Source organism: Nostoc sp., from assembly GCF_036917415.1.
In the GTDB taxonomy this organism is placed as follows: domain Bacteria; phylum Cyanobacteriota; class Cyanobacteriia; order Cyanobacteriales; family Nostocaceae; genus Nostoc.
Genome location: NZ_JBALDJ010000050.1, coordinates 145,035 through 157,247 on the forward strand (window position 1 = coordinate 145,035; position 12,213 = coordinate 157,247).

Genomic DNA, 12,213 nt, shown 5'->3' on the forward strand with positions numbered 1-12,213 from the left:
ATTCTGTATGAAGATGCGCTAAACCATAAGTACAAGAAAGAAAAACGAACCGCAAAGGACGCAAAGGACACAGAGAAAAAAGTTAAAAAAGTTTGGCGCAGGCTCACAAAGAAATGGTATAAGCACAGCACAATTCAAACCGAGTTTTCTACTACTGTCAACGTAATTCTTAAACCTCAACAGATTGCACGAGCATTTTCAGAGTTACGTTGCACATTTGATGGACGCTCAATAATTCCAGATGTGTCTGTGTTTACTTGGGGTAGAATTCCCCGCGACGAAAAAGGCGAGGTTGCTAATACCTTTTTAATAGCTCCTGACTGGACAATTGAGATTCTCTCACCTGACCAAAGTCAAACAAAAGTCACCAAAAATATTTTGCGTTGCCTCAATTTTGGCACTCAAATGGGTTGGTTAATTGACCCAAATGAGCAAACAGTGTTTGTTTATCTTCCCAAGCAGCAACCAGAAGTATTCGATGAACCACAGCAAAAACTTCCTGTTCCATCTTTTGCTAATGAGCTAAATCTGAGCGTTGCGTCTGTTTTTGGGTGGTTATTAGAGTAAAAACAGTATAACGAAGTTAAACCAAATATCTGTGATGGGTAATGTTGGGTTGACTTTTTCAAAAAGTCGGGAATCTCGTAAAACGATTGAGTCGAACAACTGTTCGGTTTTGCAACCTACCAAGCTATCCGACTCGGTTTTATATTCGGAGGTTGTCGCCTTCCTCGCTGGTTCAGGTCTGGACTTCCTGGTGTGCGCTCGATAAATTCCCACTTACCGACTCTGACTTTGGGGAGTACTCACGCCACAGCCACCGCCACCACGCGAAAACCAACAATCCAGTAATTACTCGCGCGCGGGAGCCAATTGCGAACGGCAGAACGGCAAGAACTTTCATCGTTTTCCCAACTACCGCCACGCAGCAACCTCATATTATTATCGCTACCATTGAACCACGGTCTACCATTTGTTGGTGCGTCTATGTAATTATCGTTATACACATCTTCACACCATTCCCATACATTACCATGCATATCGCATAAACCAAAAGTATTAGGTGGAAAACTACCGACTGGTTTTGTACCGACTGCTTTTGTTTCTTTGCTGTTGAAATTTACGAACTCAGTGGTAATGGTTTCGCCAAAATAGAATGGGGTCTTGGTTCCAGCACGACAAGCATATTCCCATTCTGCTTCACTAGGTAGTCGATAGGTTTTTCCTGTTTTCTGACTCAAATTTTGACAAAATTTTACCGCCTCATCCCAACTCACTTTTTCTACAGGTCGTTTCTCACCTTTAAAATTAGAAGGATTACTACCTATAATTGCTTTATACTGTGCCTGGGTGATTTCATACTTACCCATGAAGAACCCAGGTACTTTTACCTGATGCTGGGGATTTTCATTCTCCTCTCCCCCTGCTTCTCCTTTCGGCGAACCCATCATAAAGGTTCCCCCTGGTATCTGCACCATTTCCAGGGTGACACCATTTTCTAAGTTTTCAACAAAGCTTTTTACCTCACGGGTAATGCCCTTGGTGATGTTTCCTTTTACATTTCCTGGTGTTTTATTGGTGTTGGTTGGGCTAGTTTTTCCTGAATCAGATGGCCAAAAACGTGGTAATGCAATTGTCAAACCCAACCCAGCAACTGCAAACCCAGTAGTTTGAATTACACGTCGTCGTGACAAGTTAGGTAATATTAGTTTTTTTGATGGCGTTGAAGGTGTTGGAATTGTAGATGTTGCAAATTGTCCCGCACCAGAAGTCGGAATATTAGTAATTGGTGAGGTTTCCTTGGGAGGTGTTTGAGGAGGTTGACTTATAGGTATATTTGTAACTGATTTAGATGCTTGTGAAATTATTTGCTGAGGTAAATCAGGAATTGCAGAACTATTGCGCAACCGTTCAATTCTTTGTAAACCTCTCACCGCGTCCATATCTTGCCCTGAAGCCGCAGCTAATACCCGAATCCATAATTGTTCTGCTAAATCTAAATTCCTGTTTACTTCTGCTTGGTAAGCATCATTTTTCAACGTGGCGATATCCGTTAGCGTTGCGTATCGTGGCACAAGTATTAGGTGGGATTTATTCACAGGTTCAGCAATAAGATAAGGCGTTTGCCTTGTATTCTTATACTGGCGAACCAGTTCAGGTACGCGAAACTTAAGATATTGATCCAATCGTTCAACAGTAGCGCATTTACCTTGAATTCCTAACCCTTCTAGTAATGCTCTGGTAAAAGCACCTTGTTGTAAAGCATCAATTTCATAAGAATACTCTTGGGGAATACAAGAAAAAATACTGATAACTCCTTGCTGACGTGCTTCTTGGGCGGTTTGTCGCCCAATTCCTTCACCTGTTTTTTTGCCTTCATTGCGACAAGCATCCAGAATCAAGACAACGTTATCAGAACCACAGCGACGCAGACGTTCACTGACAAAGTTAATCGCAATTGCTGTGTTTTCAATATCCTCTGGATCGCCATCACAGGGCATGAGATAATCACGGTCAGCGTATCTTATTCCATGACCACTGAAGAAAAACCAGAAATTATCCCCTGCTCCCATAAAGGGATTGTCAAATAACTCCCGCAAGACTCGCCGCAAGTTAGTGCGAGTTGGACGAGTCGATTTTCCAGCAACATCAGGCGAGTCATCCGAGAAGAAGAATATCCGCTCAAATCCTGCTTCATTACCCAGAAACTCCTGCATTAACTGTGCATCTCGCTTCGCATAGTTTAGCGGTTGCAGATAATCATACTGGTTAATTCCGATCGCGATCGCCCAATTTTTTGCCATCTCACCCTGGTTCTTGGCGCTTAAACTTCAGCTTAATAGCTCCTTTAGTCCCAGCTTTGGCACCATTGCCAATTAATTTAACTTCTCCTTCCCCACTAATTTCAACCGACAACTCAACTTCATCTAGCTGCATCTTAGAGTTGACTTTTGCTTGCTGTTCAGCTTGAATAAACAAACTTCCCACGAGTTTGAGAAAGTGAGTCATATTTTGCTCTAATGTTTGAGCGCTAACCTTAACAGCATCTCCTACCCCTTTGCTACCAATACTTTCTCTGAGAGTTTCGTCTCCCCAACTGCGTGTATTATTACTCCCGCCTTTAGCACCATCAGGAATCGATATTTGCGGCACTTCATCCGTCACAATCCAAATGCCGTCATCTTGGGGTGTTTGTGACATATTACTTTAAATATTTACATTAAATCTTCCCACATTATAGATACAACGATAGAGAGAGCGATTCCGATTACTAAGAAATTTCACTGAGCATCTTAGACATCTCCTTTGCGCCCCTCTGCGTTAAAAAGTTTTCTCTAGTTAGGAATTGCGTAGGCAAAGCCCGCACTTCGGCAAGCTCAGTGACATCGTAGACATCGCACTCAGATTGTGTCAGATTAAGTGCGATCGTTTTCTCTAAGTAGTCCAATCAAAAATCTGAATATCTATAATCCAGTCTTAAGTACAATTATTTGATAACTTTCAGTGCGTTTACAACCCATGATCAAACCCGCCGATGTCAGCACCAAACGCTTAATCAGCCTTGCACCTGATAACTGGGTAAAATGGGTAACGCAGATTCCTGATATTGTTGCTGGTGAAATTCTCAACTCAGAATTTCAGTGGATAAGTCGAGAAAGTGATGTTTTAATCCGTGTCGAAAGTCCCCAGCATGGAAAATTTCTTGTTCTTAATGAATTACAACTGCGCTATAAATCAGAAATGCCCCGCAGGATGCGTGCATACGCAGCACTCGCAGAAGAAAAATATAATTTGCCAACGTATCCAGTACTAATTAATATCCTCAAGGCAAGCGACGCTGAAATACCGACAAGTTATACATTAAATATTGCTGGTTTACGTGCTATTCAAGATTACCGTGTCATTAACTTGTGGGAAGTTGATGTCGAGATTGCTTTTCAACAACCTTTACCATCCTTACTGCCGTTTGTACCCATTCTCAAAGGAGGTGATAACGAGTCTACAATTCGAGATGCATTGCGAATATTACGTGCAGATGAACAATTGAATCAACTAGAAACAGTATTAGGATTTTTTGCTACCTTTGTATTAGATAGTGCAATAGTTCAACAAATTCTGAGGTGGGATATGGCACTTTTAGAGCAGTCGCCTTGGTATCAAGAAATTTTTAGCAAAGGGGAACAACGAGGAGAAGCACGCGGAGAACTGCGAGGAAGAAAGGAGGAATTATATTCAGGAATTGAATTAGCATTAGAAATTAAGTTTGGCAATCAAGGTTTAGAATTGATGCCGATAATCTCTCAAATTACGGATTTGCAGAAATTAAAAACAATTCAGCAGGCAATTAAAACTGTAAATACAGTCAATGAATTACAGCAAGTTTTGTCAACTAACTTTACATAAAACACCAAAAACATAACCCCTCTCCGCCACCGGAAAGGGGTTAATCACTGCCGAAACTCAGCACTATATTGTACAGACGCGATGAATCGCGTCTCTATTCACCAATCTCTAATAAGCGTCTTGCAACTCGTAGAAATCAGGCGAGATGTAATCCTTCCGCAAAGGCCAACCCACCCAATCTTCCGGCATCAAAAGCCGCTTGAGATTTGGGTGTCCTTCGTAGATAATGCCGAACATATCGTAAGACTCGCGCTCTTGCCAATCTGCGGTCTTCCAAATCCAGTACACAGAAGGCACTACAGGATTTTCCCGTGGTAAGAACACCTTTACCCGGACTTCTTCGGGGCGATCGCTATTATCACCGACTTTAATCAAGTGATACATACTCACCAATTCTTGTCCTGGGCCAAGGTCAATGCCACCTTGACACTGGAGATAATTAAACCCATAAGCATAAAGGGCTGTAGCCGTAGGAAGCAAGAAATCTGCCGCCACCTTAATTATCTCTACACCATTTTTGTCTGGTGCTAAAAACTCATGGTCAAAGCCATTTTCCGTCAACCACTGGGAAACTTTACCCGCTTGTACCAATGATTCTTCTTTGGCTGCTGCTACTGGTTTAGATTCTTCTTCAGCCACGGGTTTAGATTCTTCTTCAGCCACGGGTTTGTTCCTCCTTTTGCGCCTTTTCTGTCAGCAGTGCAGGTGGTATTGGCATACCAATCGCTTCCGCCAATTCCTTCGGTGGTGTAGAGCGAGTTGCTGACTGCAAATACTTACCAGTTAAGATTTCCTCTACTGGCTTCAGGTTATGAGTCGTACTGTAGTAGCGGTGGGTTTGCTTAATTTTACCCCGCTCTTGCATCGATTCATTGGCGATTTTCTTCCGCAGCTTAATGATTGCGTCGATAATTGCTTCTGGACGGGGAGGACAACCAGGTAAGTACACATCCACAGGAATCAGTTTATCGACTCCGCGCACTGCCGTGGGGGAATCAACGCTGAACATCCCGCCAGTAATTGTGCAAGCTCCCATCGCAATTACATACTTCGGCTCTGGCATCTGTTCGTAAAGACGCACTAGTTGGGGAGCCATCTTCATCGTAATAGTCCCTGCCGTAATAATTAAATCGGCTTGGCGGGGGCTAGAACGGGGAATTAGCCCAAAACGGTCAAAGTCAAATCGGGAACCAATTAAAGCTGCAAACTCAATAAAGCAGCAAGCAGTACCAAATAACAACGGCCACAAACTAGAAAGCCGCGCCCAGTCGTAGAGATCGTCAACCGTCGTCAAAATGACGTTTTCTGAAAGGTCTTGAGTGATTGTAGTCCGCTCAATGGGGTTGATGATTCGTTCTTTGCCCTGGGTTGTTAAGTTAGAATTCAAGACCATTCCAAAGCTCCTTTACGCCATGCGTAAACTAAAGCGACTACAAGAATTGCAATAAAGACTAGCGCTTCAATAAATGCCAATAGCCCCAAACGGTGGAAAGCTACCGCCCAAGGATACAAGAATACAGTCTCCACATCAAAGACGACGAAGACCAGAGCAAACATGTAGTAGCGGATGTTGAACTGAATCCAGGCTCCCCCGATGGGTTCCATGCCAGATTCATAAGTAGTGCGACGTTCTGGGGCGTAACCACTGGGTCGTAGAAGCTTGGAAGCTGAGAGCGCTAAGGCAGGTACTAGGCTACAGATGATGAAGAAGCCTAGAAGGTACTCGTAACCGCTGAGGACAAACACAATGAGTATCTACCGCTTATGGAGTATTTTAAGTAGGGAGTAGGGAGTGGGGAGTGGAGACTAGGGACTAGGGACTGGGTACTGGGTACTGGGTACTGGGAAATTCTTCTGAATCTCCAATCCCTTATCCCTAATACCAAATTCTTTATTTTTAATTCCCAGTCCCCAATCCCCAGTCCCCAATTCCTTAACTGCGTAACTTTCTTTTACATTATATCTGTTTGGTTTTTCTGAAATCTGGGAAACAGACGCACTTCAGGTATTTGATTCGCTTTTGCTAGTGATAGAAAAGTCTAACAATTATGTCATAATTTTTAACGTATATTTAAGATTTCTTCTCTGCGAGGCCTTAGCCATGAGCGAACCAGCTGTTGAGACTACGGTGTTAGATCGCTACGAGTGTCGCGCCTGCGGTTATGTTTACGAACCCGAAAAGGGAGACGACAAGGATGATATTCCTTCAGGGACAACCTTTGCAGAACTGCCGATGAATTGGCGCTGTCCAGTTTGTAGTGCTAAGAAGACCGCTTTTGCCAACATCGGCCCTGCGGGTACTGCATCCGGTTTCAAAGAAAATCTCGGTTACGGTTTGGGTGTCAACAACCTAACGCCAACCCAAAAGAATATCCTAATTTTTGGTGCTTTGGCTCTTGGCTTCTTGTTTTTTATCAGTCTCTACGGCTTACAATGACAGCCCTTAAGCAATTCAAAATAACGCTCTCTAACAGAGGTTTTACACTGCGCTAACAAAATTAAAAATGAAAAATCTTGGATTTTCCAGCATTCTGGCTGCCAACTCCGACAAAAATTTAGAAATAACTAAGAAATACTGATGCATTCAATTGTGAAAGGTTGGCAACGAATATTTGCCTTGTTAATAGTAGTCGTGATGTGCATAGGTTGTAGCCAAATCCCCTCTGTTAGCTACAACCCTTGGAAAGTCATTTCTGTGCCAACAGACTCGAATTTATTGGATATTGCTTTTACTAATAACCTTGAGCATGGCTACTTAGTCGGTAGCAATGCCACCCTATTGGAAACCAATGATGGTGGTAATACCTGGAAACCAATAATACTGCAACTGGAGGAGCAAAAGTATCGCTTTGACTCAGTAAGTTTTGCAGGTAAAGAAGGTTGGATTGCCGGAGAGCCTGGACTGTTACTACACACTAGCGATGAAGGTGCTTCTTGGTCGCGTATTCCCCTGAGCGAAAAGCTACCAGGTAGCCCGATCGCAGTTAAGGCGCTAGCAGACAATACAGCTGAAATGGCTACTAATGTTGGAGCCATATATAAGACCACAGACGGCGGTAAAAACTGGAAAGCCCAAGTGGAATCAGCAGTGGGTGTAGTGCGTAACCTAGAGCGTTCTGCTGATGGTAAATATGTTGCAGTTTCGGCTAAGGGTAGTTTCTACTCAACTTGGGAACCAGGGCAAGATGCTTGGGTACCCCATAACCGCAATAGTTCTCGGCGGGTAGAAAACATGGGCTTTGGTGAAAATGGGCAATTGTGGTTGCTAGCTAGAGGAGGTCAAATTCAGTTTAGTGACGAAACCAAACCTGAGGAGTGGCAAAAGGCACAATATCCAGAGTTATCCACCAGCTGGGGTTTACTGGATTTAGCATATCGCACACCCAATGAAATTTGGATAGGTGGCGGTAGCGGTAATTTGCTACGCAGTGGCGATGGTGGCAAAACCTGGGAAAAAGACCGTGCGGTAGAAGAAGTTGCTGCTAATTTGTACAAGATTGTGTTCTTAGAGCCAGAACGGGGATTTATAATTGGCGATCGCGGCGTTTTGCTCAAATATCTACCAAATCCTGAAACAACTTCTCCAGAAGCAGCTTAATGGGGACTGGGGACTGGGGACTGGGGACTGGGGACTGGGGACTGGGGACTGGGGACTAAGGACTAGGTAAGAGTTTTCCTAATCCCCAGTCCCCGATCCCCAATACCTAATACCCAATTTCTGAGAAGAACGTTGCAACTTGTAACTCTTTCTTAACTTTGTAGGATAATAAACTCAATAACACTCTATGTATAAGGTAGGGATCTAAATGTCAGGTACCACTGGAGAACGTCCGTTTTCGGACATCATTACCAGCGTTCGTTACTGGGTAATCCACAGCATCACCATCCCAGCATTATTTATTGCTGGTTGGCTATTTGTCAGCACCGGACTGGCTTATGATGCTTTTGGCACACCCCGCCCCAACGAGTATTTCACACCAGCGCGGCAGGAAGTGCCCATTGTGAAAAACCGTTTTGAAGCTAAAAAACAAGTTGAAGAATTTATTGGAAAGTAGTTTGAAATCATGACTAGCGGCAACAACATCAATCAACCAGTTACCTATCCAATTTTTACCGTTAGATGGCTGGCAGTTCACACTTTAGGTGTACCAACTGTATTCTTTTTGGGCGCGATCGCCGCAATGCAATTTATTCAACGTTAGGAGCAATTATGGTAGAAAGATCGCCCAATCCCAATAATCAGCCGGTTGAACTAAACCGGACTTCTTTATACCTGGGATTACTAATGATTTTCGTTCTGGGTATTCTGTTTTCTAGTTACTTCTTTAACTAATTAGAAGTACTGTTGTTAATCTTGGTTTATGAACGTGTGTTGATTTGTTGTTAAGGGAGGAGAGAAGCTGTGTCTGGAAGTGGGAGAATTCCCCTGTGGGTCGTCGCTACGATCGCAGGTTTAGGTATAATTACAGTCTTGGGCATTTTCTTTTATGGTGCCTACGCCGGACTCGGTTCTTCGATTTAACATGAGTTAGTTTGAACCGAACACTATAAGTTAGAATTTTCTAGCATTTGTTGAGAAATCAACCTTAAAAAAACCGCCTGTCTCTATGAGATAGGCGGTATTAATTTTGGTCATTAGTCATTTGTCCTTTGTCATTTGTTGTTTTGCAAATGACTAATAACTAATGACTACATCAGTATCAGTTAATATCACTGATATCGTTGCTTTCAATGTATAAAAACAGAAACGCGAAGACCACACCTGGCAAAACCCAACCAATTATGGGAATGAAGATAGCAGACAAGTACGAAGTACTAGCCAAGACAGAAGGCAAAAAAGATGCTGCCATAGTAAAGGTTCCTATCAAATTACACTACAATTCAAAATGAGCTTACTGCAAATTCTGCCAGATTTTTTAAATTCTTTCATATTTTTAACACAGGGGAAATTGGGATATGGGGGACAAGGAGACAAGGGGGAATTATTGAACAAGTCTCTCCCTTGTCTCCCCCCTCTTCCTTGTCTACCTTGTCTCTTCTCCATGCCCAATGCCCAATTCCTAATGCTTAATGCCCCTCATACCTGAGTTACATACCCAGGAGTTCATCTAGCTGCAAGCTTGGCAAGTCTGGAGGAATTACAGTTCGGACTATTGTGACTTTGTGACTCTCCTGTTGGGTTGTTAGATCGAGTGCGATCGCTTCTAAGCGAATTTCCAAACAGCCAAAGGGAATGTTTAATTGTGTCATCACTTCCAACCCTCCCGATGCATTAGGAAGTAAATTTGTCAATAAATGAGGGCCATCTAGTAAGTAGCGAGTTTGATAATCTTCAAGCCATAACTTGACAACAACTTGCAGAGGTACTTCCGGCAGTACTACGCGCACTATGACAGACTTACCAGCAATTAATTCGCCTTCTGGCACATACAAATGTGGAGTTGGCAAAGGCTCAGTGGCTGCTGCAATTATAGGTAAGGAAGAAGATGAATATAACAGTGGTTGCTCCTTTTTTTCAAAGGTGTAACTTCCAGTTGTATCGCCTTCCAGTTCGGTATCTGTATCATCTACAACGATTTCTTGCGCCAACCAAGCTGACGCCATATTTATTTTTATCGGCGGAGGAGGGGGCGGTACTTGTGTTAACAGAGCCGATGAGATTGTTGGTTCTTCTAGTACTTTTTCTATTTCCGTATTTTCTCCAATCCCCAGTTCCACTTCCTGCGCTGTGTCTATATCTTCCCCAAAGTTCTCTAGTTCAGGAGCCAACCCTTCGACTTCTTTCCATGTCTCTTGTCCCTTTCGCGTTTGAGTCAGGAGAAGTTGTGAACTGCTCCAACCTTCGCTTAGATTATTCTCTGTGTTGGCATCTAGGTCTAACGGCAAGTTAACATCAATATTCGCATTTTCTGCACTAGGAGAAAGGGGTATCTGCTGTGCTGGAACATAGTTCTTGTAATCTTGAGGTTGCAGATCGTTGATAGATTCAGGCAAGGAGTATCCTTGGCTCTGCATCCACTTCCTGAGCAGGGGGGATGAGTAAAGGTTTCCTGTTGTATTGAATTGTGCACTTTCCGGGGCTATTATTTCAGCAACAGATTCTTCCTGGAATTGTGTATTTTGCGGGGCTTCGACTTCAGAAACAGATTCTTCCTGGAATTGTGTATTTTCTGGGGCTTCGACTTCAGCAACAGATTCTTCCTGAAATTGTGTATTTTGCGGGGCTTCGCCTTCAGCAACAGATTCTTCCTGAAATTGTGCATTATCTACCACTAATTCAGGTGTATTTTCATCTTCAGCCACAGTTGCGTCCAACTTTGGCAAGTCTTCAGCCGCTTTAACTTCCAATGCATCTGAAGGAACATTATTTTCTACTTTTTCTTCGGCATCATCTGGCAGAGCTTGTAGCCGTTTCAAGTATGGCAAAGTAGTCTCGATTATTGGCATTCGACGTTGCTTGATGACCAACTGCTCCAAATTGATGGTGGCTATAGTAGAATCCTTTTCTACAAGCTTTTCCTGTGTCTGTGGTTTTGCAACAACATCTGTGGGAATGTTGGCATCACTTTGAATAGGGGGCAGTTTCGGTAATTGAGGCAACGAAATGCTTGAATTCTTGAGCTTAGATGTCCGCAGGTTAGCTTCTCGCAGAACTTGTAGGTTAATTTGCGGTGGTAGAGGTGTGTTTGGAGATGGATTAACTATCAGAGACTGGTCTGTTTTTGGAGTCTTGACCAGATTTAAGAGTTTCAAATCGAGCCTAACAGGTGTCTCTGTTTCTGTGAAAGCAGCAGATGAGTCCGATGATGTTATGGGATCATTTAAAGATGTACTGGGTTTTGCTAGGGCTGTGATTGCCAGTAATTCTGTTACATCTGCTGTAATGGTGAAGGACTGGCTGGCTAACCGCATGACTTCACCAGCATTGGCGAATTTACCACACAAACTGATATCTGCCAAAATTAACTTGGATTCACAATCAGCAGGAATATCAATTGAGGTATTGATGTTGAAAGGCAACTCCCGATCTGATAAGGGTTTCCGTACTTTGGTCAAGATTTTCGAGTTCTTGGGCGATCGCAGTTCAATTTCTACTTCAAGCGCCCGCAAGCTTTTTGAGGATAATGTTTCACCCCAATCTAGATTTGTCTTTTCTTGGAATTCTATGTACCCGTTGATTATAAGAGCTTGTCCCCAACGAGCAATGTAATTATCCTGACTTAAAGTTAACAGTAATGGTGGCGGTAGTTGTGTTGCCGAAGAATCTGTAACCTTTTCATTTTTGAGCAGCAGTTCAGAGGCGGGTAAAGCTAAATCTATTAAATTTTGTAAAATCTGCTCTGCCGTCTCTCCTTGTAGCCACACAGGACTCACAGGCTCATCGATAACTATATCTTCGTCTTCTTCTGTTTTATCTGACGCAACAGTGGTAACAAGGTTGCTGTCTGTAATAATTGCCAGTTCTTCGGAAACTGCGATCGCTTTCTCTAGCTCAATTAGTGGTTCTGTTGGCGTATTAGATTCCAAGTTCCCTTCATCTGGTGCAACAGTGGGAACAAGGTTGCTATCTGTAGTAATTGCCAATTCTTCAGAAACTGCGATCGCTTTCTCTAGCTCAATTAGTGGTTCTGGTGGGGCATTAGATTCCAAATTCCCTTCATCTGACACAACAGTGGTAGTAGCAAGATTGCTGTCTGTAATTGCTAGTTCTTCAGAAACTGCGATCGCTTTCTCTAGCTCAATTAGTGGTTCTGTTGGCGTATTAGATTCCAAGTTCCCTTCATCTGGTGCAACAGTGGGAACAAGGTT

At 43.1% G+C, this 12,213-nt stretch carries 15 protein-coding genes and 1 pseudogene; 8 read left to right on the top strand and 8 right to left on the bottom strand.

Going from position 1 to position 12,213, the window contains the following annotated elements; all coding sequences use genetic code 11:
* Window positions 1-120: 120 nt before the first annotated feature.
* Window positions 121-567, top strand: a pseudogene (locus V7K41_RS09425) (Uma2 family endonuclease); the annotation flags it as partial.
* 239 nt (window positions 568-806) lie between these two features.
* On the opposite strand, the gene V7K41_RS09430 reads toward V7K41_RS09425, so the two are convergent.
* The 3 genes from V7K41_RS09430 to V7K41_RS09440 all read right to left on the bottom strand — a co-directional run bounded on the left by V7K41_RS09430 (window position 807) and on the right by V7K41_RS09440 (window position 3,448).
* Complete coding sequence (locus V7K41_RS09430) at window positions 807-2,804, bottom strand: SUMF1/EgtB/PvdO family nonheme iron enzyme (RefSeq protein WP_334847490.1); 1,998 nt, start codon at window positions 2,802-2,804, stop codon at window positions 807-809.
* 1 nt (window position 2,805) lies between these two features.
* Entirely contained in the window at window positions 2,806-3,201 is a 396-nt protein-coding gene (locus tag V7K41_RS09435; protein ID WP_334847492.1) for a Pepco domain-containing protein, read from the bottom strand.
* 70 nt (window positions 3,202-3,271) lie between these two features.
* On the bottom strand, window positions 3,272-3,448 hold the full coding sequence (locus V7K41_RS09440; protein ID WP_334847494.1) for a hypothetical protein: 177 nt from the start codon (window positions 3,446-3,448) through the stop codon (window positions 3,272-3,274).
* Window positions 3,449-3,519: 71 nt separating this feature from the next.
* On the opposite strand from V7K41_RS09440, the gene V7K41_RS09445 reads away from it, so the two are divergent.
* Complete coding sequence (locus tag V7K41_RS09445) at window positions 3,520-4,404, top strand: Rpn family recombination-promoting nuclease/putative transposase (protein WP_334847506.1); 885 nt, start codon at window positions 3,520-3,522, stop codon at window positions 4,402-4,404.
* 108 nt (window positions 4,405-4,512) lie between these two features.
* Here the strand turns inward: V7K41_RS09445 and V7K41_RS09450 are convergent, their stop codons facing one another.
* Genes V7K41_RS09450 through ndhC form a run of 3 tightly spaced genes read right to left on the bottom strand, consistent with a single transcriptional unit; the run spans window position 4,513 to window position 6,150 of the window.
* The gene (locus V7K41_RS09450) at window positions 4,513-5,043 is read right to left on the bottom strand and encodes an NAD(P)H-quinone oxidoreductase subunit J (RefSeq protein ID WP_334847510.1); all 531 of its coding nucleotides are present in this window, start codon (window positions 5,041-5,043) and stop codon (window positions 4,513-4,515) included.
* 16 nt (window positions 5,044-5,059) lie between these two features.
* On the bottom strand, window positions 5,060-5,797 hold the full coding sequence (gene ndhK / locus V7K41_RS09455) for a photosynthetic/respiratory NAD(P)H-quinone oxidoreductase subunit K (protein WP_334847496.1): 738 nt from the start codon (window positions 5,795-5,797) through the stop codon (window positions 5,060-5,062).
* Window positions 5,788-6,150: a photosynthetic/respiratory NAD(P)H-quinone oxidoreductase subunit C gene (ndhC, locus tag V7K41_RS09460; protein WP_012411797.1), complete on the bottom strand. Its 363-nt coding sequence runs from the start codon at window positions 6,148-6,150 to the stop codon at window positions 5,788-5,790. Before ndhC ends, ndhK begins: the two co-directional genes overlap by 10 nt.
* 355 nt (window positions 6,151-6,505) lie before the next feature.
* Between ndhC and V7K41_RS09465 the strand changes: the two genes are divergently transcribed.
* From V7K41_RS09465 to V7K41_RS09490, 6 genes are all read left to right on the top strand, one after another.
* Entirely contained in the window at window positions 6,506-6,841 is a 336-nt protein-coding gene (locus V7K41_RS09465) for a rubredoxin (protein WP_292859401.1), read from the top strand.
* Between the two features lie 141 nt (window positions 6,842-6,982).
* Window positions 6,983-8,002 carry a photosynthesis system II assembly factor Ycf48 gene (locus tag V7K41_RS09470; protein ID WP_334847498.1) on the top strand — a complete coding sequence of 340 codons (1,020 nt, stop codon included), beginning with the start codon at window positions 6,983-6,985 and terminating at the stop codon, window positions 8,000-8,002.
* A gap of 208 nt (window positions 8,003-8,210) precedes the next feature.
* The gene (gene psbE / locus V7K41_RS09475) at window positions 8,211-8,459 is read left to right on the top strand and encodes a cytochrome b559 subunit alpha (RefSeq protein WP_094348030.1); all 249 of its coding nucleotides are present in this window, start codon (window positions 8,211-8,213) and stop codon (window positions 8,457-8,459) included.
* A 9-nt stretch (window positions 8,460-8,468) separates the two neighbouring features.
* Entirely contained in the window at window positions 8,469-8,606 is a 138-nt protein-coding gene (gene psbF / locus V7K41_RS09480) for a cytochrome b559 subunit beta (protein ID WP_015115279.1), read from the top strand.
* A gap of 8 nt (window positions 8,607-8,614) precedes the next feature.
* Window positions 8,615-8,737: a photosystem II reaction center protein L gene (locus V7K41_RS09485; RefSeq protein ID WP_322670285.1), complete on the top strand. Its 123-nt coding sequence runs from the start codon at window positions 8,615-8,617 to the stop codon at window positions 8,735-8,737.
* Between the two features lie 69 nt (window positions 8,738-8,806).
* Complete coding sequence (locus V7K41_RS09490; RefSeq protein WP_012411803.1) at window positions 8,807-8,926, top strand: photosystem II reaction center protein J; 120 nt, start codon at window positions 8,807-8,809, stop codon at window positions 8,924-8,926.
* A 178-nt stretch (window positions 8,927-9,104) separates the two neighbouring features.
* Here V7K41_RS09490 and psaI read toward each other — a convergent pair whose 3' ends face one another.
* Both psaI and V7K41_RS09500 read right to left on the bottom strand, forming a co-directional pair.
* Complete coding sequence (gene psaI, locus V7K41_RS09495; protein WP_334847500.1) at window positions 9,105-9,254, bottom strand: photosystem I reaction center subunit VIII; 150 nt, start codon at window positions 9,252-9,254, stop codon at window positions 9,105-9,107.
* Window positions 9,255-9,492: 238 nt separating this feature from the next.
* Complete coding sequence (locus V7K41_RS09500; RefSeq protein ID WP_334847512.1) at window positions 9,493-12,072, bottom strand: hypothetical protein; 2,580 nt, start codon at window positions 12,070-12,072, stop codon at window positions 9,493-9,495.
* Between the last annotated feature and the right edge of the window lie 141 nt (window positions 12,073-12,213).